Raw genomic sequence first — 19,489 nt, 5'->3', positions numbered from 1 at the left:
AATATGAGCGAGAACGCGCCCAATTCCGTGACCCTGCGCTTCCTGGCGGCCCCCACCGATGTCGGCCACAGCGGCTCGGTCGACGCCGGCACCGTGCTCGAGTGGGTGGACAAGGCCGCCTATGCCGCCGCCGTCGGCTGGGCAAAGTCCTACTGCGTGACGGCCTACGTGGGGAACATCCACTTCGCGGACCCGGTCAACAGCGGCGACATGGTGGAGGTCGAGGCCACGATCGTGTACACCGGGCGGTCCTCGATGCATATCCGCACCGTGGTGTCCTCGGGCGATCCGAAGGGCGGCCCCGCCACCATGCGCAGCCAGTGCATCGTGATCTTCGTGGCCGTGGGCGCTGACGGTAAGCCCATACCGGTGCCGCAGTTCGTCCCCGTGACGCCGGAAGAAATCGAACAGCGGGACCACGCGCTGGCCCGGATCAAAGTCCGCGAGGACATCGTGGAGGCCATGAGCGGACAGGAATATACCGACGCCGGCACGGCCGAGCGTGTGGTGCTGCGGTTCATGGCGGCACCCACGGACGTGAACTGGGGCGGCAAGGTGCACGGCGGCATCGTCATGAAATGGATCGACGAGGCTGCCTACGTCTGCGCCTCCCGCTACTGCGGCAAGGACACCGTGGCCGTATTCTCCGGCGGCGTGCGGTTCTACCGGCCGCTGCTGATCGGCCACGTCGTGGAGGTGGAGGCCCGGCTGGTCTACACCGGAACGAAGGGCATGCACATCGCCGTCCACGTCCGGTCCGGAGACCCCAAGGGGCGCGAGCTGAACCTGACCACCTACTGCCTGACCGTCATGGTCGCCCGCGACGAGACCGGCACCTCGGTTCCGATTCCGCAGTGGGTGCCGGTGTCCGCTGAAGACATCCGGCTCCACGCCCACGCCCGCGAACTGCTGGAAATCCGCGGCCGGGCCCCGGGGAACCGGCTGCCCAACCACCTGCTCGCGGCCGGCGACCGCTAGGGCCAGGCAGGGGCCAGGGGGCTAGAAGCCGCCGCCACCGCCGGCGTCGGCGGCCATGTTGGCAAACCGCGAGTAGTGGCCCTGGAAGGCCACCACAATGTCTTTTGTGGGGCCGTTACGGTGCTTGGCGATCAGGATGTCCGCCTCACCGGCGCGCGGGGACTCCTTGTCATAGACGTCTTCGCGGTGCAGCAGGATCACCATGTCGGCATCCTGCTCGATGGAGCCCGATTCGCGCAGGTCCGAGACCATAGGGCGCTTGTCCTGGCGCTGCTCGGAGCCACGGTTCAGCTGCGACAGCGCGATCACGGGCACCTGCAGCTCCTTGGCCAGGAGCTTCAGGGCACGGGAGAACTCGGAGACTTCCTGCTGGCGGGACTCCACCTTCTTGCCCGAGCTCATGAGCTGCAGGTAGTCCAGGATCACCAGCTTGAGGTCATGCTGCTGCTTCAGGCGCCGGCACTTGGCCCGGATTTCCATCAGCGACATGTTGGGGCTGTCATCGATGAACAGCGGCGCATCGTTCATCCGGCCCATGGTGGTGGCAATCTTGGACCACTGCTCGTCCTTGATAGTGCCCTTGCGGAGGTCCTGGAGGCCGATCGTGGCCTCGGCGGACAACAGGCGCATGGCGATTTCGTTGCGGCCCATTTCGAGGGAAAACATGACGGTCGCGAGGTTGTTCTTGATGGCGGCCGAGCGGGCGAAATCCAGCGCGAACGTGGATTTGCCGACGGCCGGCCGGGCGGCGATGACGATCATCTGGCCCGGATGCAGGCCGTGGGTGAGTTCATCGAGCTCGTAGAAGCCCGTGGGGACGCCCACCATGCCCTCGCCGCGGTGGCCCGAGGCCTCGATCTCGTCCACGGTGGATTCCATGACGTCCTTGAGGACCACGTAGTCCTCGGCGGTCCGGCGTTCGGCGACGGCGTAGACCTCGGCCTGGGCCTGGTTGACCAGGTCTTCGACCTCGCCGTCCTGTCCGTAGCCGAGCTGGACGATCTTGGTGCCGGCGTTAACCAGGCGGCGCAGCACCGCGCGTTCGCCCACGATTTCGGCGTAGTAGCCGGCGTTGGCGGCCGTGGGGACGGTCTGAATGAGTTCGTGCAGGTAGGCGGGTCCGCCGATCCTGTTGATTTCGCCGCGCTTGGTCAGCTCGTCCGAGACGGTCACGGCGTCCGCGGGCTCGCCGCGGCCGTAGAGGTCGATGATGGCCTCGTAGATGGTTTCGTGCGCCGGACGGTAGAAGTCCTGGCCACGCAGGATCTCGACGACGTCGGCGATGGCGTCCTTGGACAGCATCATGCCGCCCAGGACTGACTGCTCCGCAGGGATGTCCTGCGGAGGCTTGCGGCTGCCTTCGGCTCCCCGCGTACCCTCGACTGAGTCCAGATGCGTAACTGACAAAACTGCCGTCCTTCATTGTGTGATGCCGAATCGCTGTGACGCCGAACCGCAGTGACGCCGAACTGCCGTGATGCCGAATCGCTGTGATGCCGTGATGCCGGCGGCAAACCCCGGCACATGCCGGCCGCTCTATTCTTACCAGTCAGCTCCGACAGTTAGCGCCGGTCCGACAACCGCCGATATCCACAGTGTTGGTGCGGCCGTGGGCCGTCGGGCCCCGGGGTCGGTGGCCCGGTAGGCACCACCCGGCGACCGCAGGTTTTCCGCTTCCCACGCCCGATATCCTGCAACGTTATCCGCCGATGGGGCAGGCACCAACCCGGCCACTCCGCTGCCCTGTGGATAACCTGTGCACTAGTGCCTGATGCTTGTGCACAGTCTGTGGGTAGAGCTGTGGATAGAAAAAAAGTTAGGCCTGTAATCTGTACTTGACCTGCGGAAATGTTGGATTCATCTTGTGGACACAAAACAATTTCCGCCAAGCTTCATCCACAGCCTGCACCTTGGGGCTGGGGATACGAGGCAGCACAGGAGGCCACATTTGCCGCCCGATTTGCACATTTTGTGACCGGATTCATCCCACCGAAGCGAATTGACGCCCGCCGCCGCGCACTGTACGCGGGGTGCGGAACATGCTGTGGATAACGGCAATCTGGCATAAGCTCTAAACATGGGCGATGTACTGATAGTCATGTTGCCTGCCCTCATCCTCACGGCGGTGCTCTGGGCGGCGGTCACGGCGCTGAAGCCGCGGAACCACGGCATCTCAGAGGCCGAGCGCTACCAGCAGGAACTGGCGGTTAAGTCCCAGGCCCACTACGCGGCGCAGGTCCATGCTGCCGAGGCCTCCCGCGCCCGCATTGAAGCGACCACGCGCCCCAGCCAGAACTCCCAGCAGCAATCGCAACAGGCCGACCACGCCCGCTCCGCCCTGCTGGGCCGGGGCGGCGCCGGCCACGAGGACGCGCTGTTCGCCATCGGACACCTGAGTCCGCAACTCCTCCTGCAGCTGCAGTCGCTGGCCCGCGACGGCCAGAAGACGAAGGCCGCCCGGCTGCTGCGTCAGTCGACCCACTCGGATCTGAAGACCGCAAAGAATTACGTAGATCGGCTCTAGCACATGGACTCCCTGCTCATCCCCGTACTGATCCTGGTGCTCGTGGCCGCCGCTGTGCTGATCGCCGTCCGGGCGTGGAGCCGCCGCGGTGAACGCTCGGGTCCGGCACCCATGCCGCAGCCGGACCACGACTCCGCGGAGCTGGCCCGGACCGCGGCCGCCAGGCTCACCCAGGAACAGCACCGGCAGCTCTACGCGCTAATCGCGCAGGGGCAGGCCATGGCCGCCATCAAGGTCTACCTCGAGGCAACAGGCGAGGGCCTCCGGGCGTCCCGCGACGCCGTCGCGGCACTGGCAGCCCACCCCCAGCCGTTCCGCGCCCCGGAGCCCGCGCCGGCGGCCGTTCCGGACGACGACGACGTCCCGCAGCGGTTCTCGTACCGCTACCGCGCGATCGCCAGCAAGGGCGATGTCACCCGCGAGGTGAGCAGCAACATGCTCAATGATGAGATCTACGGGAGGATCCGCACCCTGGCCAAGAGCGGCGACACCGAGGCCGCAGCGACCGCCCTGACCCGCCACTCGGATATTTCCATGAAGCAGGCCCGGGAATTCATCGCACTGCTCGGCGACTGAGCACCGCGGGCCCCACGCCCAGTCCGGGCCACTTTACGGGCCGGGGAATCCGCAGGGCTAGAAGTCGAACAGGTCCCCCAGCCAGCTTTCCTTCTTCTTGGGACGGCGCCGGTCATCGTAACGCGGCTGCTCATACCTCGACTGGTCGGGGCGGGGGCGGTCGCGGCGCTCATCGTACCGGCGGTCGTCATAGCGGCGGTCATCCGGACGCCGGTCATCCCGGCGCGGGTCGAGGTTGTACAGCGGGGGCGGTATGTGACCGGGTGTAGTAGGTGGCATCGCTGCCGGCGGCAACGGCGCGGCGGGGCCCGCAGCTGCCGGGCCCAGTGACTCCGCCGCACGGTCGATGATCTTGTCCAGCTCTCCCCGGTCCAGCCACACCCCGCGGCATTGGGGGCAATAGTCGATCTCCACTCCGCTGCGTTCACTCATGATCAGGTCAATAGAATCCACGGGACACTTCATGTCCCGGACAACGAGCGGGCGGCCGAAAAGGTTCGGACGGACGCCGGGCCGAGCCTACCGCTGGCCGGAGATTCCGGCGAGCAGCTGTTCAAACGGCAGCGACTCCAGCGCGGCCGGCTTCTGCTGCGGCCCTGAGTCCTGCAGCAGGGCGACAAACTCCCCCGCCGCCCGGTCCACGCGAACCGAGAGCGGCGAGCCGCCGTCGTCGTCGTTGTTTCCCCAGTCCTGCGGCCCGGCGAAGACCGCGGTGGCGGCGATCCGTGTGCGCAGGTAGGTGAAGAGCGGCCGCATCGCGAAGTCCAGCACCATCTGGTGCCGGTCCGTGCCGGCGGTGGCCCCGAGCAGAACCGCCTTGCCTTCGAGCGCCTTGGGGTCGAGCACGTCGATGAAGGACTTGAATAGCCCGCTGTAGGACGCGCTGAACACGGGGCTGACGGCGATCAAGCCTTCAGAGGCCTCGACGCCGGCGATCACTTCGGCCAGCCGCGGCGCCGCATATCCGGTCACGAAGTTGTTGGCGATGTCCACGGCGAGGTCCCGCAGCTCCACGACCTCGACGTCCACGGCGTAGCCGGCCGCGGCAAGCTGCCGTTCGGCCGAGGCGGCCAGCTGGTCCGCCAGCAGGCGGCTCGAGGAGGGGACGCCGAGTCCGGCGGAGATAACGGTGATGCGGCGGGTTTCCACGGAGTGCTCCTAAGTTGAATCCTGGTCAGCAACACGACTACATGCGTTTGCATCTACCTTTAGAAGCGGCGGCCGCGGGGATTTATTCCCGGGCACCGTTGCCCTATCACTCTTGGTCCCTATTGGGCCGGAATAACAGCCACAACCGATAGGGCAACGAGTCAGAGCAGCACCCACCCTTCGATGCAGCTCACGGAGTCTCCGCCCACCCAGATGTCCTCGCCGGCGGCGTCGACATGGATCCGGCCGGCTCGGCCCAGGGCGGTCCCCTGGGCCGCGAGGTAGGACTCCGGGGCCCGTCCGCTGCGGATCAGCCATTGGGCCGCCCCGGCGTTAAAGCTGCCCGTGACGGGGTCTTCCGCGGCGGCGTCGCCCGGGATGAAGGTGCGCACTTCGAAGTCGACGGCGGATCCGGCAGGGTGCGGCCCGATGACGCCGGCCTTGAGGCCCGTCATGGCCACATAGTCCGGGCGGATGCCCAGCACCTGTTCCGCCGATTCCAACAGCACACCAATCCAGTCCGGGCCGTTGACCAGCCAGGACGCGTCCAGCATCGCTTCCCGGGGCAGCCTGAGGCCGGCGGCGATTCGTACCAGGTCCTCCCCAGCCACGGCTCCCGAGCGGGTCAGCGGCGGGGCCGCGAACGCAAGGCGTCCGCCGTCGCGCCTCAGCCTCGCCAGCCCAGCCCCGCACTCCTGGACCACCACACCGTCTGCTTCGGGATGCCGCCAGTCTCGAGCCAGACGTGGGCCGAACCCAGGGTGGGATGTCCGGCAAAGGGAAACTCCTCGCTGCCGGTGAAGATCCGCACCCGGTAGTCGGCATCGGGGTGCGTGGGCGGCAGCAGGAACGCTGTCTCCGAAAGGTTGGTCCAGTTGGCGAACCGCTGCATCGTCTCCGTCGCGAGGTCCTCGGCGTCGCCGACGACGGCCAGCGGGTTTCCGCGGTAGGGCTCGGCGGAGAAGACGTCCACCTGGTTGAAGGGACGAAGACGGGGCGCTGCGGCGGGACCGGGGTTCGCCGCAGCAGGCTATCACCGACGCCGCCGGCGGCGCCGTCCGAGGCTGACAGTACCGCCGGCGTCTGCCAGACTGCCCTCATGGCTGACAACAAAACGCAGGCAACCGGCGCGTCGGTTCAGGAGTTCCTGGCCGCCGTCGAGCATCCGGTCCGGCGCGCTGACGGGTTCCGCCTGCTGGCACTGATGTCCGAAATCACGGGGGAACCGGCGCAAATGTGGGGTCCGACGATTGTGGGCTTCGGCCGCTACCACTACAAGTACGCGAGCGGCAGGGAGGGCGATGCCGCGGCGGTCGGCTTCTCCCCCAGGAAATCCAGCCTGTCGCTCTACGGCCTGACGTATGGGCCGGCGGCCGCCGAACTCCTCGGCAGGCTGGGCAGGCACAAGCTCGGTGTCGGCTGCCTGTACGTCAACAAGCTCGACGACGTGGACGAGGCCGTGCTGGCGGAATTGGTCCGGCTCGGCTACCGGCATGTCACCACGGTGCTGCACCACGACTAGGCCCCGCGCGTTGGAGTTGTTGGAGTTAAAAGCAGAAGGCTCCCGCCGTCGGTCCCTCAGAGGGGTCCGGAGGCGGGAGCCTTCCAGCAGTTCAGGACCGCAGCCGGTGAGGGCTACTTGCCTGCGACTACGTCGAGTTCGATCACAGCGGAAACGTCGTCGTGGAGACGGACGTTTGCCTGGTAGGAACCGGTCGACTTGATGTGAGCCGGCAGTTCAACCTTGCGCTTGTCGATGCGGCCCAGGCCTGCGGCCTCAACAGCGTCGGCCACGTCGCCCTGCTTGACGGTGCCGAACAGGCGTCCGGTTGCGCCAGCCTTGACGACCAGCTTGACCGGCTTGGCGGAGAGTGCAGCAGCCTGCTTCTGAGCGTCTTCCAGGGAAGCGTGCTCGCGGGCAACGCGGGCAGCCTTGATGGACTCAACCTGCTTCTCGCCACCCTTGGACCAGGTCAGGGCGAAGTTGCGGGGCAGCAGGTAGTTACGTGCGTAACCGTCCTTGACCTCGACAACGTCGCCAGCAGCACCGAGACCGGTTACTTCGTGGGTCAGAATGAGCTTTGCCATTTTAGTTAATCCCTTCCTTAGCCGCGGCCAGCGCCGGAGTAAGGCAGCAGAGCAACTTCGCGGGCGTTCTTGATTGCCTGGGCGATCTTGCGCTGTTCCTGCACCGTGACGCCAGTGACGCGACGGGCGCGGATCTTTCCGCGGTCGGAGATGAACTTGCGCAGCAATGCTACGTCCTTGTAGTCGATGACAGTGATGTCAGCGGCCTTCAAGGGGTTGGACTTTGGTTTGGGCTTACGGAGTTCAGCCTTAGCCATCGTGGAGCTCCTATTCGATGGAGCCCGTGGATATTGATCCACGGGATGGTGGTGATCCGGCGCAGTCTGCACCAGGCCGCCTTGCGGCGGCCAGTCGGTTTTCGTTGCCGGACCTTAGATGTTGTTTAGAAGGGAGGTTCGGAATCCGGGCCGTTGCCCCAGCCGCCGCCCGCATTGCTGACCCCGGGCGTGGCCCACGGGTCTTCCTGCGCGGCGGGCTGGTTGCCGCCCCATGTCCCACCGGTGTTGCCGCCCTGGTTTGCACCCTGGCCGCCACCGAATCCACCGCCGCTGTTGCCGCCGCCGAAGCCACCCTGGCCACCCTGACCGCCGGAGCGCTGGGTGCGGTTGACCTTGGCGTTGGCGTAGCGCAGGCTCGGGCCGATTTCATCGACCTCAAGCTCGATAACGGTGCGCTTCTCGCCTTCTTTTGTTTCGTAGGAACGGCTCTTCAAGCGGCCGGAGACGATCACGCGCATGCCCTTGGTCAGGGACTCGGCGACGTTTTCGGCTGCTTCGCGCCAGACCGAAGCGCGGAGGAACAGGGTTTCCCCGTCCTTCCACTCATTGGACTGCCGGTCGAAGGTGCGGGGAGTAGAAGCGATGGTGAAATTCGCTACGGCCGAACCGGACGGTGTGAACCTGAGTTCGGGGTCATTGGTGAGGTTACCGATAACCGTGATAGTGGTTTCGCCTGCCATCTACTGCCTCCTTGTGCGTTCCTGCGGGGATGAAGATTGAAGGTTGGCCGCTGAATTACTCAGCAACAACTTTCTGCTCTTCGGGGCGGGTGATCTTGGTGCGCATGATGGTCTCGTTGAGACTCAGCTGGCGGTCAAGTTCCTTGGCGGTAGCCGGCTCAGCGGTGAAGTTCACCACGGCGTAGATACCTTCGGACTTCTTCTGGATTTCGTAAGCCAGGCGACGACGGCCCCAGATGTCAACCTTTTCGATGGTTCCACCATCGTTGGTGATGACGTTCAGGAACTTCTGAAGCGACGGCTCAACGGCACGCTCTTCGACCTCGGGGTCGATGATTACCATCAATTCGTAAGGACGCATATGTGAACCCACCTCCTTTGGGCTAAGCGGTTACGGCATTTCCGTAACAGGAGGTTCATTTGCGGTGCCATGCAATGCCCGGCCGCCGGAACGGAGGCAGGGCGCAGCACAGACTTCAATATCTTAGTGCATCGGGGCTGGTTTCGACGATTCCTGATGGGGCCACGCTAGACCCGGGCGCCCGGCGCCGGAAGCGGGCGGGACGCTCATGTGGAAAACCGCCGCACCGAGCGCGGCGGGGCGGGTTCCCGGGCCATGGTCTGTGCCATGATCTGAAAATGGACACCGACACCGATTCCACCTCCGTGCCGCCACCGGTACGCCGCAGCCGGCTGCGCTTCGCGGCCATGATGATGGTCGGCGTGATCGCCGCCGCGGTGACCGGGCTGGCAGGGTACTGGGTGGAGGCGCCGGCGGTCGGCTGGACCTGCGCCGCGGCCTGCTATGTGGTCTGGGTCTGGCTGGTGGTCGGCCGGCTGGACCCCACCCAAACCAGGGCCCACGCCACGGCCGAGGACCCGTCCCGCAGCGTCACCGACCTGCTGATCCTGACCACGAATGCGGCGAGCCTCGTCGCGGTGGCCGCCGTCGTTATCGATTCCCACAGCACTGACACCTGGGCGCGCTTCGGCGGCGGGCTTTTGGTGCTGTCCTCGGTGGCGATGTCCTGGCTGCTGGTCCAGACCTTGTTCACGCTGCGTTACGCCGAGCTGTACTACAGCACCGACGTCCGCGCGGGGGCGGCGGTTGGCGGCATCGACTTCAACCAGGCCGGCCCCCCGCAGTACACGGATTTCGCCTACCTCGCCACGAGCCTCGGTATGACCTACCAGGTCTCGGACACTGCCCTGGAAAACCACAGTGTGCGCGCCGAGGCGCTCAAGCACAGCCTGTTGTCCTATATTTTCGGGACCATCATCCTGGCCGCCACTCTCAACCTCGTGGTCGGGCTGACCGTCTAGGCCCGGCTAAGGCCCGTCCACGCCCGTCAAAGGGCGCCGCCCGGCGTTAGGCCGCCGTCCGGAAAAACGTCCGTGTCACCTCGGCCAGCCGGTGCGGGTCCTCGACACCGCAAAGCTCGCGTGCCGAATGCATCGACAGCAGGGCGACGCCGACGTCGACCGTCCGGATTCCCAGCCGCGTGGCGGTCAGCGGGCCGATCGTTGACCCGCACGGCATCACGTTGTTGGAGACGAATTCCTGGTACGGAATCCCGGCGTCGGTGCAAAGCCGCGCCCAGAGGGCAGCCCCGGCGGCGTCGGTCGCATAGCGCTGGTTGGCGTTGATCTTCAGCAGCGGACCGCCGTTGAGGACCGGCCGGTTGGCGGGATCGTGCCGCTCGGGATAGTTCGGGTGTACGGCGTGGCCCGCGTCCGCGGAGACGCAGAACGAGGCTGCGAAGGCCTGCCGCCGCTGGCTTGCCGAGGCACCGAGTCCGTCCGAAATCCGCACGAGGACATCTTCGAGGATGGGCCCGCACGCCCCGGACCGGGACGCCGAGCCGATTTCCTCGTGGTCGAAGGCGGCCAGCACGGCGATGGGAGCACCGTCCGGCAGCGGCGTGGCGGCGTGCGCGACCAGGGCCGTGAGCCCTGCGTGCGTCGCGGAGAGGTTGTCGAGCCGGCCGGAGGCGAAGAATTCGCCCCTGGCGCCGAACACCGCCGGGGCCTGAGTGTCCGCGATGACGACGTCGTACCCGCCGATCTGCGCCGGATCCACCTCGGCGTCGGCAACCCGGTCCGCGAGGAGTCCGAGCAGGTCCTCGCCGGCGGGATCGCCCAGGCCAAAGACCGGATTCATGTGCTGCTGCTTGTCCAAGGCCAGACCCTCATTGACGGCCCGGTCCAGGTGGATGGCGAGCTGCGGGAAGCGCAGCAGCGGGCCGGTGGCCGTGAGGTGCTGGGTGCCGTCGCGCATGACGAGCCTGCCGGCGAGCTGAAGTTCGCGGTCCAGCCAGGAGTTCAGGAGGGGTCCGCCGTAGACCTCGACGCCGGCCTGCAGCCAGCCGAACTTGCCGGTGGTGGGCTTCGGCTTGAGTTTGAAGGACGGCGAGTCCGTGTGTGCGCCGAGGATGTTGAAACCCGTGGTCGGTCCGGCGCCTGCCGGCACCACCCAGGCGATGAGGGCGCCGTCGCGGATCACGTAGAACTTGCCGGCAGTGGCGGCCGCGGGCTCCGGCCAGGGCTGCAGTTCGTCCAGGCCCGTGAAGCCCGCCGTGTCCAGCCGGCGCGCGGCTTCGTGGACGGCGTGGAAGCTCGACGGCGACGCGCTGACGTACGCGCCGAGGTCCTGGATGTGCTCTGCGGCAGTGCTCGGTGTTGGCATGGTTCCGAGTCTAGCCCGGCTCGCACGGGCCCCCGGGAGACGGGCGACGCCGAGCCTAGACGGTGACGTTGAGACCGGCGGCGTAGCCCGCGGCTACCGAGCCGGTCATGGTGGCCAGCTGGTAGATGCCGCCGTCGTTGCCGAAGACGTTGTCGGACTTCAGCGTGGTGCGGGGGAAGTTTTGAGCGCTGGATTCGTAGCCGGCCGACGCGTAGACCTCCTTGCAGGCCGCCTCGGTCAAGGCGATCTGTGACACCGCCAGGACCTGGCCGGCCGCCGTCGCATTGTTCATGGACTCGAACACTTCGAAGTGGATGTGCGGCCAGCGGCCGTTGTAGGCGCCGGGGTAGATGGTCTTGAACGTGACCTGGCCGTTGGCGTCGGCCTCCTGGACGCCGCGGAGGTAGTTCTCGTTTTGAAGCCCGGAATCGTACATGGAGTATTTGCCCTCGCGGTCACAGTGCCAGGCGTAGACTGCGGCGCCGGCCAGCGGGGTGCAGCCGTTGGCGTTGTCGAGCAGGGTCAGCGTGACGGTCAGCGGTACGCCCTCGGCCGTGCTGGTGGAGGTCCCGAAGCTGGATGTGATGTCCTGACGGACCACACCGGATGCCTCGAGGACGTTGGGACCGTTGGAACCGTCACCGGGGTAGGGTCCGGCGGTTTCCTGCGGGATTTCGACCCCGCACTCGGCGATTGCCCGGGTCAGCGTCGGAGTGGCCGAGGCCGAAGTCGCTGCGGCCGACGTCGCCGCGGCCGACGTCGAACTGCCGCTGGTGCCGCTGGTGCCGCCCGGGCTGCAGGCCGCGAGGGCCGCGGCCGTTCCCGCACCGAGGAACATGCCCAGCGATCGGCGGCTCACGAGGGTGGAGAGATCGAATTCCAGGCCGCGGTCATGGTTGGGGTGCGGCTCGTGCGGGGGATGGGGAATTTTTGTCATGAGCCCATCGAACCCGGCCGCGCTATGGGCTGGCTAGTCCCTTCCTGTGATGCGGCTGTGCTCCCGCTGGACATGCCCTCCCCACGGCGCGGGGACTGGGCATGTCCCCCCGGCACGCATGGAGATGCCCTCCCCTCGGCCCGAGCAGTGGACATAATGGCGCTATGTCCACTGGTGGGCGCGGGGGGAGGGCATGTCCGGTGGTCCGGGACCGCCGCGGGGGGCCTTCCGGGCTACGAGACCGGGCGGGCGCCCACCGTGGCGTCCTCGGCGCCAGCCTCGGCGTCAGCCACCGTGGCGTCCCCGGCGACAGCCCCGGCGGCACCTGCTGCGGGAACAGCGGCCTTCGAACCGTTCCTGCGGTAACGGATGACCCCGATCCCCACGACGACGGCGGCGAGAGCCAGCGAGAGCAGCAGCGATTCCCGCGTGGATTCCAGGATCACCATGCCGATCAGCAGGGCCACGATGCTGACGATCGAGACCCAGGTCAGGTACGGGAAGAGCCACATTTTCAGCTGGAGGTCCTTGGCGGCGGCCCCCATGCGGCGGCGCAGGATCAGCTGGGAAGTCGCGATGACAAGCCACACGAACAGCGCGATGGCGCCGGAGGTGTTGACCAGGAACAGGAAGACCGTGTCCGGGGCGACGTAGTTCAGTCCGACGGTGACGAAGCCGACCACCGTGGAGGCCAGCACCGCGGCAGCAGGCACGCCGCGCTTGGAAATCCGCATCCACGACTTGGGGGCATCGCCGCGGCGGGACAGCGAGAACAGCATGCGGCTGGCGGTGTAGAGGCCGGAGTTCAGGCAGGAGAGCACCGAGGTCAGCACCACAATGTCCATGATGGTTCCGGCGCCGGGGATGCCGAACAGCTCAATGACCGCAACGTAGGGGCTCTTGGCGACGGAAGCGGAGTTCCAGGGCAGCAGGGTGACCACAATGGCGATGGAGCCGATGTAGAACACGAGGATGCGCCAGACGGTGGACTTCACGGCCTTCTTGACGGCATCGACCGGGTTCTCGGATTCGCCGGCGGCGATGGTGGCAATTTCGGCGCCGAAGAACGAGAACACCACCACGAGGATGCCGGCCAGGACGGCGCCGGGGCCGTTGGGCATGAACCCGCCGTTGCCAATCAGGTTGTCCAGGCCGGGCGCCGGAACGCCGGGGACGAGGCCCAGGATCGCGGCGGCGCCGAAGAGCAGGAAGAGCACGATTGCAGCGACCTTGATGGAAGCGAACCAGAACTCGAACTCGCCGTACGACTTCACGGACCCGAGGTTGGTCAGCGTCAGCAGCACCATCAGCACAAGCGCCCACACCCACTGGTCAATGCCGGGGACCCAGCGGTGCATGATCGCTGCCCCGGCCGTGGCCTCGATGCCGAGGACAATGATCCAGAACCATGCGTAGAGCCAGCCGATGCTGAACCCCGCCCAGCGGCCCAGGGCCTTGTCCGCGTAGGTGGAAAATGAGCCGGTTTCCGGGTTGGCCGCGGCCATCTCGCCCAGCATCCGCATGACGAGGATGACGACGAGTCCCGCCGCGGCATAGGCAACCAGGATGCCAGGGCCGGCCTGCTGGATCGCCGCACCCGAACCGACAAACAGTCCGGCGCCGATCACGCCGGCGATGGCAATCATGGACAGATGCCTGGGTTTCAGGGATTTTGAGAGCTGCTGGTCAGCGGGCATGGAAGCGCCGTCCTTCGTGGGGGGTTCAGGCCCGCTCTGTGCCGGCACGGAATCGAATCCATGCTGTGCGGCGGACCACAATGTCGTTTCACACTAGACCGCGCGGCGCACGGTCCGTCTTGTGCAGTCCCACAAATGACGCCGGGTGAGACCGGGCTATCCCCCAACGGGAAGGCCAAGGGGGCAACCAAAGTTGTCACATGGGCAATTCGGCAATGTGCCTGAAACCACTGCTTCAGGCACTACCGGCCGGTAGCCTGCCTCGCGGCCGCCGGGCGGCGTCCGTCAGTAGTCCGCGTTGCTCGGCACCACGAGGCCGGTCTCGTACGCGTACACCACGGCCTGGACGCGGTCGCGGAGGTGGAGCTTGGTCAGGATCCGGCGCACATGCGTCTTGACGGTGGCCTCGGACAGGAAGTATCTGTGCGCGATTTCGGCATTGGAGAGCCCCTCCGCCATCGCCCCGAGCATCTCGTTTTCGCGGGGTGTCAGGTCCTCCAGCAACGGATCCCGCGCCGGGCGTGCGGGGCTGCCGGCGCCCTGGCCGCCGGCACCGGCTGTCCCTGCAGGATCCATGCCGCCTGCGCCGCGGACATAGGTCTCCAGCAGCCGCTGTGTAACGCGCGGTGCCACCACGGCGTCGCCGCTGGCCACCACCCGCACCGCGCTGATCAGTTCCGCCGGCGCCACGTCCTTGAGCAGGAACGCAGAGGCCCCGGCCCGCAGGGCTGCAAAGGCGTATTCATCGAGGTCAAAGGTGGTCAGGATGATGATTTTGGCGTCGGACCCCGAGGCGGCGATGGCCCGGGTGGCCTCGATCCCGTCCAGCACCGGCATCCGCACATCCATCAGGACGACGTCGGGTGCGAGCTCCCGGACGTGGCGGACCGCTTCGGCACCGTTGGATGCCTCGCCCACGATGCTCAAATCGTCTTCACCCTCCAGAATGAGGCGGAAGCCCATCCGAAGCAGCGGCTGGTCATCCACCAGCAGGACGCGTACCGGTCTGTTGTCGGACATTGTTCCCCCTTGATTCCGTGGCATTCTCGCCGTTGCAGTTCAGTTCCGCGTGCACGCGCCAGCCGCGGTCACCGGCGCGCCCGGCGTACACGGTGCCGGCGTAGATCCTGGCCCGCTCCCGCATTCCGGCGATTCCATGCCCGGTGCCGAAGGAGTCCAGTGCGTCCGGCTTTGCCTGCGCGCCGGTCCCGGGAGTGCCGGAGTCAACGGTGCCCCTGCCGTCGTCGAGCACTTCAATGGTGACGCGGGTGCCGTTCCGGACAATGCTGACGTCCACCCGGCTGAGCGCGCGGCCGTAGCGCAGCACGTTGGTCAGCGATTCCTGCACAATTCTGTAAACGGTCAGCTGGAACGCCGCATCGGCTGGCAGGGACGGTCCGGTGTGCGTGTAATGCAGCGGCAGTCCCGCGGTGCGGAAGCCCTCGAGCAGTTTGGCCAGGCTGCCCCCGGCCACCAGCGGCTCGCGTGGGGCATGTCCTGTGGCGGCGTCCTCCCGCAGCACGCCAAGGACGCGCCGCATGTCGGCCAGCGCGGTGCGTCCGGTCCGGGAGAGTTCGGCCAGGACGCCGGCGGCGCGCTCGGGATCCTTCTTGACCACGACGGCGGCGCCGTCCGACAGGCTGATCATGACCGTGAGCGAGTGCGCGACGACGTCGTGCATTTCGCGCGCGATCCGGTTCCGTTCCGTGACCGAGCCCAACTGCTGGGCCCGGGCGGCCCAGGCCGCAATCTCGTGCTCGTGCTCGCGCCGCTGCCGCACCGAGATCCCGATCCCCGTGGCGATCACATTCGAGAGCGCGATGCCGATGCCCGCCGCGATGCCCGTGAGCAGCTGGAAATTCTCCGGTGTGCGGACCGCCATGTCCGGGAGCCGCCCGTCCAGCGGGCCGACGGCCAGCAGGAGGTACAGGAGCAGAAGCGGGGCCGTGGTCAGTGCCAGGGCGGCCAGGGCGAACCGCCGGGTGCGGACGACGGCGACGGCGTACAGCGAAAACCACAGCCCGGCGGAGACATTGGATCCCCAGGGATGCAGGAGGGTGACCGCCAGCTCCAAGGCCCCCACAACCGCCGCCACCGGGACCGGATACACCCGCCGGAAGAGCAGGACGGGCGCGGCGGCGGCGAGCAACACGGCCACCGGCCAGTCGCCATGGATGATCGACTCGACCGCCGTCGGCGTCACCAGGACCAGGTAGCAGAGCACCACCAGGACGTCCATGACCCGCGGGTTGGCCAGCAGGTAGCGCCGGAGCCGGCCACGGCGGCGGGCCGTGAGTTCAGCGAGGGACGCGTCGGCCGGTCCGGCCGGCGCGTCCCTGACAGGTACCGCATCGATCATGCTCTGAGCCTAGACTCTGGGGCCTGTGGCGCCGGCCTAGACGTCCCGCCTCTTGAGCAGAATGGCGGCCAGGAGCACCGGGATCACAACCCAGGCGCCCAGCACCAGGCCGGCCTGCCAGGCTTCAAGCGTGTCCGGGAGGTGCTCCACAGCGGTCAGCGGCTCCACGGTGTTGCCGGGCAGGTACTTGCGGGCCTCCACGAAGAAGTCGCCCGGGATGAGCTGGAAGGCGATGGGCGCCACGAAGAACAGGCCCACCAGGCTCATGATGCCGCCCGCCGAGTTGCGGATCAGGGTGCCCAGGGACATGCCGATCGCCGCGACTGCTGCCACGTAGATGCTGTTGACCATGAGCATCTTCAGCGACTGCGAACTGCCCAGGTCCAGGGCGAGGCCGTAGTTATCCAGGATGGGCACGGAGACGAACCCGGCGGCCAGGGTGGACGCGGCCGTGACGACGAAGGACGTCAGCACCACCACCACGAGCTTGGCCGCGAACGCGGGGATGCGTTTTGGCACTGCCGCGAACGTGGACCGCGCCATGCCGGTGGTGAATTCGGAGCTCATCAGCAGCACGCCGAGGGAGCCCAGGATCAGCTGGGCAAAGGCGATGCCGGAGGTGGGGACGCCGACGGCGAGGTCCCCGCCCTGCGCCGCGATCGTCGCGGCCGCCTGCGGGTCCTGGGCTGCGGCCTCGGAGAACTGGCCCGTCCCCCAGGCCGAAAGCGCCCCGAACCCCACCGTGACCACCACTGTGGAGCCGAGCAGGATCAGCGTGGAAAGCAGGGTGCGGAACTTGATGAATTCGGAGTTGAGGACCCGCAGGAAGCTGGGGCCGGGGCCGGAACTGCTGCCGTTTCCGGACCGCTGTGCGTCGGCGCCGCGGCGCGAGGGCGTGGATTCAACGGTTGTGGAGCTCATGGCTTAGTTGCCTCCGGCTTCGACGGGAACGGCGCCCGTGGTGATCAGCGAGTGGTATTCGACCTCATCCTTGGTCAGTTCCATGTAGGCCTCCTCGAGGCTGGCCTGCAGCGGGGTGAGTTCGTAGATCATGACGTGGTTCTCCAGCGCCGCAGTGGCGATCTGCCGCGGGTCCAGGCCTGTGACTTCGAGGAGTTCGCGCTCCTGGACCTCCACCGAGACGCCGGTCCCGGCCAGCAGCTGCATGAGCCGGTCCGGCTGGTCGGTGCGGACCCGTGTGCGGCCCTGGCCCTTGCCGGTGATGATCTCCTGGATCGGGGCATCCGCAATGATCCTGCCGCGGCCGATCACGATCAAGTGGTCCGCCGTGACGGCCATCTCGCTCATGAGGTGGCTGGAAAGGAAGACCGTGCGGCCTTCGGAGGCCAGGTACTTCACCAGGTTGCGGACCCACACCACGCCCTCCGGGTCAAGGCCGTTGACGGGTTCGTCCAGGATGACGGTCTGCGGGTCGCCCAGAAGGGCGGCGGCGATGCCCAACCGCTGGCCCATGCCGAGCGAGAAGCCGCCGACCTTCTTCCTGGCCACCTCGGCCAGTCCGGTCATCTCAATGACTTCGTGGACCCGTTTCTTCGGGATGCTGTGGGTCGCCGCCATGGCCAGGAGGTGGTTGTAGGCGGAGCGGCTCGTGTGGACGGCCTTGGCGTCCAGAAGCGCGCCGACGTCACGAAGCGGGGCGGCATGCGCGGTCAGCGGGGACCCGTTGACGGTCACTGAGCCCGACGTCGGCCGGTCCAGCCCCATGATCATGCGCATGGTGGTGGATTTTCCGGCCCCGTTCGGGCCCAGGAAGCCGGTGACCCTGCCGGCTTCGACGGTGAAGTTGACGCCGGCGACGGCGGTCTTGTCGCCGTAAACCTTGGTCAGGCCTCGTGCTTCGATCATGGAAGCGTTCCTTTGCGTAGCGGGAGATGGTCCCGGGCACCGCAGTCACGGGCCCGTCTGCACACCACGCTACCGAGGCCGGCGGCGTATTTCGCCGGTCTCAGGGATGATTCAGGGGCGAATCAGGGTAGTCCGCGAGGATGACAGGGTTCACCCGAGGGGCGAGTAGTAGGTCAGCGCGCCGGGGCGGACCGTGAATTCGACGTGCCGCACCCCGGGCATGACCTCTCCGTCGACGGCGAGGACCATGGGCCCGTTCCCGGGTTCCACCGTGATCCGGTCCGTTTCGCTCAGATGGGTGATCCCGGACGTGGCCACGGTGCCCGTGAGCACGGCCCAGATCAGCCGCAGCCGGGCGAACGGCTCATCGGCAGTAATCATCCGCAGGTCCAGGACACCGTCCGCCAGCACCGGGCGCACCAGCGGCGCGTGGTCGCGCGGGTAATAGCGGCCGCGGCCGATGTACAGGATCCACAGCCGGTGCCGCACCCCGTTGACGACCAGCGTGGTGGGGGTCCCGGCCGCGAAGGTCCGGACCATGGCCACTACTCCGGCCAGGGGTTTACCCAGCGCCGGCTGGAGCTGTTCGCGCCGGCGGACCAGGTTCGGGTAGAGGCCGATGCTGGCCGTGTTGAGCATGATCAGCTCGAGCTGCTCCGGGCTGTCGGGGAGCCCGCGTTCGACACTCACGTGGCCGACGTCGGCCACGGCGGCCTCGCCGCGCGACGCCGCCTGCACGGCATCCGCCAGGGTGGGGGTCCCGGCGTCGCGGGCGAAGTGGTTCAGCGTTCCGCCGGGGAGCACCAGCAGCGGGAGGGAACGTTCGACGGCGGCGGCCGCCGCGGCGCCCACGGTTCCGTCGCCTCCCCAGACGCCCAGGGCCGCAATGCCCGGCCGGGTCGCGACGTGGGCGATGCCCGCGTCGACGGACTCGTCGGACCCGATTTCCTTTATATACGCTTTGGGGAATACATTTTGCAGGGCGTCGACGGTCTCGTCAGCATAGGACCCGCCGAGGGTGTTGACTGCGATGCCGAGCCCCTGGCCGTCCGGGAGCTCCGCGGCCCGGGCGGCGCTGCGGCGGGTTTCCGGGAACGGCGGCCGGACGGGCCACCACTTCCGCGTCACCATGGCCGCGGCGGCGCCGATCGCGGAACCGAACAGTACATCCGAGGGCCAGTGGGCCCCGGTGTGGACCCGGGAGTAGGCCACTCCGGCCGCGACAGGGGCCAGCGCCACCCCGAGTGCCGGGCGGACCATGCCGACTCCGAGCGCGAAGGCCACCGCGGAGGCCGAGTGGCCCGACGGCATCGATGAACTCGTCGGCTGCGGGTTCACGAAGCGGAAGACCGGAAGGTGTTCGGGCAGGGGGCGGGTCCGGGGCAGGAGGGTCTTGAACACGAGGTTCGTGACCGCCGAGGCCGCGCCCTGCGCGATGAGTCCGTGCACCGCTGCCCTGCGTGTCTTCCCGGGCACCAGGGCCATGGCTCCGGCGACGCCGAACCACAGTTTGCCCTTGTTCGCGGCGGCGGACAGGCGGCGGAAGAACTCGTCATGGCCTCCGCCCGGCAGATTGGAGACGGCGCGCACCAGTTTGCGGTCGAATTTCGACAGGCGGCCGGGGGCCTTCCTCAGCATGGTTCGCATTGGACCACCATACTGCCGGATGCG

20 protein-coding genes and 1 pseudogene are annotated in these 19,489 nt (G+C 67.4%); 5 read left to right on the top strand and 16 right to left on the bottom strand.

All coding sequences use genetic code 11. The features are described from left to right. The first annotated feature begins 3 nt into the window (after window positions 1-3). Window positions 4-978 carry an acyl-CoA thioesterase gene (locus AC1DXI_RS06245; RefSeq protein ID WP_476937880.1) on the top strand — a complete coding sequence of 325 codons (975 nt, stop codon included), beginning with the start codon at window positions 4-6 and terminating at the stop codon, window positions 976-978. Window positions 979-999: 21 nt separating this feature from the next. On the opposite strand, the gene dnaB is transcribed toward AC1DXI_RS06245, so the two are convergent. Continuing rightward, entirely contained in the window at window positions 1,000-2,385 is a 1,386-nt protein-coding gene (gene dnaB / locus AC1DXI_RS06240; protein ID WP_018775337.1) for a replicative DNA helicase, read from the bottom strand. 670 nt (window positions 2,386-3,055) lie between these two features. On the opposite strand from dnaB, the gene AC1DXI_RS06235 reads away from it, so the two are divergent. Both AC1DXI_RS06235 and AC1DXI_RS06230 read left to right on the top strand, forming a co-directional pair. Continuing rightward, a complete protein-coding gene (locus AC1DXI_RS06235) occupies window positions 3,056-3,502 on the top strand; it encodes a hypothetical protein (protein WP_476937879.1) in 447 nt (148 codons plus the stop codon). Between the two features lie 3 nt (window positions 3,503-3,505). Beyond that, window positions 3,506-4,078 carry a hypothetical protein gene (locus tag AC1DXI_RS06230; RefSeq protein WP_476937878.1) on the top strand — a complete coding sequence of 191 codons (573 nt, stop codon included), beginning with the start codon at window positions 3,506-3,508 and terminating at the stop codon, window positions 4,076-4,078. Between the two features lie 57 nt (window positions 4,079-4,135). On the opposite strand, the gene AC1DXI_RS06225 is transcribed toward AC1DXI_RS06230, so the two are convergent. From AC1DXI_RS06225 to AC1DXI_RS06215, 3 genes and pseudogenes are all read right to left on the bottom strand, one after another. Continuing rightward, window positions 4,136-4,543: a TFIIB-type zinc ribbon-containing protein gene (locus AC1DXI_RS06225; protein WP_476937877.1), complete on the bottom strand. Its 408-nt coding sequence runs from the start codon at window positions 4,541-4,543 to the stop codon at window positions 4,136-4,138. Window positions 4,544-4,597: 54 nt separating this feature from the next. Further along, window positions 4,598-5,227, bottom strand: coding sequence for an FMN reductase (locus tag AC1DXI_RS06220; protein ID WP_476937876.1), 630 nt, complete (start codon window positions 5,225-5,227; stop codon window positions 4,598-4,600). 161 nt (window positions 5,228-5,388) lie between these two features. Next, window positions 5,389-6,200: pseudogene (locus AC1DXI_RS06215) on the bottom strand (PhzF family phenazine biosynthesis protein). 126 nt (window positions 6,201-6,326) lie between these two features. Here AC1DXI_RS06215 and AC1DXI_RS06210 point away from each other — a divergent pair. After that, window positions 6,327-6,749, top strand: a complete 423-nt coding sequence (locus AC1DXI_RS06210) for a DUF1801 domain-containing protein (RefSeq protein ID WP_476937875.1) — start codon at window positions 6,327-6,329, stop codon at window positions 6,747-6,749. A 113-nt stretch (window positions 6,750-6,862) separates the two neighbouring features. On the opposite strand, the gene rplI is transcribed toward AC1DXI_RS06210, so the two are convergent. The 4 genes from rplI to rpsF form a co-directional block, all read right to left on the bottom strand. Continuing rightward, entirely contained in the window at window positions 6,863-7,315 is a 453-nt protein-coding gene (gene rplI, locus AC1DXI_RS06205) for a 50S ribosomal protein L9 (RefSeq protein ID WP_018775331.1), read from the bottom strand. A 17-nt stretch (window positions 7,316-7,332) separates the two neighbouring features. Then, a complete protein-coding gene (gene rpsR / locus AC1DXI_RS06200; RefSeq protein ID WP_003800144.1) occupies window positions 7,333-7,572 on the bottom strand; it encodes a 30S ribosomal protein S18 in 240 nt (79 codons plus the stop codon). Window positions 7,573-7,697: 125 nt separating this feature from the next. Beyond that, complete coding sequence (locus AC1DXI_RS06195) at window positions 7,698-8,273, bottom strand: single-stranded DNA-binding protein (protein WP_018775330.1); 576 nt, start codon at window positions 8,271-8,273, stop codon at window positions 7,698-7,700. 55 nt (window positions 8,274-8,328) lie between these two features. Next, window positions 8,329-8,634 (bottom strand): 30S ribosomal protein S6, encoded by a 306-nt coding sequence (gene rpsF, locus AC1DXI_RS06190; protein WP_026266755.1) that lies wholly within the window; start codon window positions 8,632-8,634, stop codon window positions 8,329-8,331. Window positions 8,635-8,912: 278 nt separating this feature from the next. Here rpsF and AC1DXI_RS06185 point away from each other — a divergent pair, with 278 nt between their 5' ends. Next, complete coding sequence (locus AC1DXI_RS06185) at window positions 8,913-9,596, top strand: DUF1345 domain-containing protein (protein ID WP_476937874.1); 684 nt, start codon at window positions 8,913-8,915, stop codon at window positions 9,594-9,596. Between the two features lie 46 nt (window positions 9,597-9,642). Here the strand turns inward: AC1DXI_RS06185 and AC1DXI_RS06180 are convergent, their stop codons facing one another. The 8 genes from AC1DXI_RS06180 to AC1DXI_RS06145 all read right to left on the bottom strand — a co-directional run bounded on the left by AC1DXI_RS06180 (window position 9,643) and on the right by AC1DXI_RS06145 (window position 19,465). Continuing rightward, the gene (locus AC1DXI_RS06180; protein ID WP_476937873.1) at window positions 9,643-10,959 is read right to left on the bottom strand and encodes a M18 family aminopeptidase; all 1,317 of its coding nucleotides are present in this window, start codon (window positions 10,957-10,959) and stop codon (window positions 9,643-9,645) included. Window positions 10,960-11,014: 55 nt separating this feature from the next. Next, window positions 11,015-11,896 (bottom strand): intradiol ring-cleavage dioxygenase, encoded by an 882-nt coding sequence (locus tag AC1DXI_RS06175; protein WP_476937872.1) that lies wholly within the window; start codon window positions 11,894-11,896, stop codon window positions 11,015-11,017. A 233-nt stretch (window positions 11,897-12,129) separates the two neighbouring features. Next, window positions 12,130-13,593 (bottom strand): amino acid permease, encoded by a 1,464-nt coding sequence (locus AC1DXI_RS06170; protein WP_476937871.1) that lies wholly within the window; start codon window positions 13,591-13,593, stop codon window positions 12,130-12,132. Between the two features lie 285 nt (window positions 13,594-13,878). Next, window positions 13,879-14,613 (bottom strand): response regulator, encoded by a 735-nt coding sequence (locus AC1DXI_RS06165; protein WP_476937870.1) that lies wholly within the window; start codon window positions 14,611-14,613, stop codon window positions 13,879-13,881. Next, window positions 14,573-15,952 carry a sensor histidine kinase gene (locus AC1DXI_RS06160; protein ID WP_476937869.1) on the bottom strand — a complete coding sequence of 460 codons (1,380 nt, stop codon included), beginning with the start codon at window positions 15,950-15,952 and terminating at the stop codon, window positions 14,573-14,575. Before AC1DXI_RS06160 ends, AC1DXI_RS06165 begins: the two co-directional genes overlap by 41 nt. A gap of 36 nt (window positions 15,953-15,988) precedes the next feature. After that, complete coding sequence (locus AC1DXI_RS06155) at window positions 15,989-16,873, bottom strand: ABC transporter permease (protein WP_476937868.1); 885 nt, start codon at window positions 16,871-16,873, stop codon at window positions 15,989-15,991. Window positions 16,874-16,876: 3 nt separating this feature from the next. Then, window positions 16,877-17,818, bottom strand: coding sequence for an ABC transporter ATP-binding protein (locus AC1DXI_RS06150; RefSeq protein WP_476937867.1), 942 nt, complete (start codon window positions 17,816-17,818; stop codon window positions 16,877-16,879). A gap of 150 nt (window positions 17,819-17,968) precedes the next feature. Beyond that, a complete protein-coding gene (locus tag AC1DXI_RS06145) occupies window positions 17,969-19,465 on the bottom strand; it encodes a phosphatase PAP2 family protein (RefSeq protein ID WP_476937866.1) in 1,497 nt (498 codons plus the stop codon). Between the last annotated feature and the right edge of the window lie 24 nt (window positions 19,466-19,489).

The organism is Arthrobacter sp. P1_H7 (assembly GCF_056405215.1).
The sequence above is the reverse complement of the archived record's forward strand: the minus strand, read 5'-3'. Positions and strand labels throughout refer to the sequence as shown.

Bases quoted from the DNA above. Each gene is read 5' to 3' on its own strand.
- AC1DXI_RS06245 (WP_476937880.1), top strand. From the start codon at position 4: ATGAGCGAGAACGCGCCCAATTCCGTGACCCTGCGCTTCCTGGCGGCC.
- AC1DXI_RS06235 (WP_476937879.1), top strand. From the start codon at position 3,056: ATGGGCGATGTACTGATAGTCATGTTGCCTGCCCTCATCCTCACGGCG.
- AC1DXI_RS06230 (WP_476937878.1), top strand. From the start codon at position 3,506: ATGGACTCCCTGCTCATCCCCGTACTGATCCTGGTGCTCGTGGCCGCC.
- AC1DXI_RS06225 (WP_476937877.1), bottom strand. From the start codon at position 4,543: ATGAAGTGTCCCGTGGATTCTATTGACCTGATCATGAGTGAACGCAGC.
- AC1DXI_RS06210 (WP_476937875.1), top strand. From the start codon at position 6,327: ATGGCTGACAACAAAACGCAGGCAACCGGCGCGTCGGTTCAGGAGTTC.
- rplI (WP_018775331.1), bottom strand. From the start codon at position 7,315: ATGGCAAAGCTCATTCTGACCCACGAAGTAACCGGTCTCGGTGCTGCT.
- rpsR (WP_003800144.1), bottom strand. From the start codon at position 7,572: ATGGCTAAGGCTGAACTCCGTAAGCCCAAACCAAAGTCCAACCCCTTG.
- AC1DXI_RS06195 (WP_018775330.1), bottom strand. From the start codon at position 8,273: ATGGCAGGCGAAACCACTATCACGGTTATCGGTAACCTCACCAATGAC.
- rpsF (WP_026266755.1), bottom strand. From the start codon at position 8,634: ATGCGTCCTTACGAATTGATGGTAATCATCGACCCCGAGGTCGAAGAG.
- AC1DXI_RS06185 (WP_476937874.1), top strand. From the start codon at position 8,913: ATGGACACCGACACCGATTCCACCTCCGTGCCGCCACCGGTACGCCGC.
- AC1DXI_RS06180 (WP_476937873.1), bottom strand. From the start codon at position 10,959: ATGCCAACACCGAGCACTGCCGCAGAGCACATCCAGGACCTCGGCGCG.
- AC1DXI_RS06175 (WP_476937872.1), bottom strand. From the start codon at position 11,896: ATGACAAAAATTCCCCATCCCCCGCACGAGCCGCACCCCAACCATGAC.
- AC1DXI_RS06170 (WP_476937871.1), bottom strand. From the start codon at position 13,593: ATGCCCGCTGACCAGCAGCTCTCAAAATCCCTGAAACCCAGGCATCTG.
- AC1DXI_RS06165 (WP_476937870.1), bottom strand. From the start codon at position 14,613: ATGTCCGACAACAGACCGGTACGCGTCCTGCTGGTGGATGACCAGCCG.
- AC1DXI_RS06160 (WP_476937869.1), bottom strand. From the start codon at position 15,952: ATGATCGATGCGGTACCTGTCAGGGACGCGCCGGCCGGACCGGCCGAC.
- AC1DXI_RS06155 (WP_476937868.1), bottom strand. From the start codon at position 16,873: ATGAGCTCCACAACCGTTGAATCCACGCCCTCGCGCCGCGGCGCCGAC.
- AC1DXI_RS06150 (WP_476937867.1), bottom strand. From the start codon at position 17,818: ATGATCGAAGCACGAGGCCTGACCAAGGTTTACGGCGACAAGACCGCC.
- AC1DXI_RS06145 (WP_476937866.1), bottom strand. From the start codon at position 19,465: ATGCGAACCATGCTGAGGAAGGCCCCCGGCCGCCTGTCGAAATTCGAC.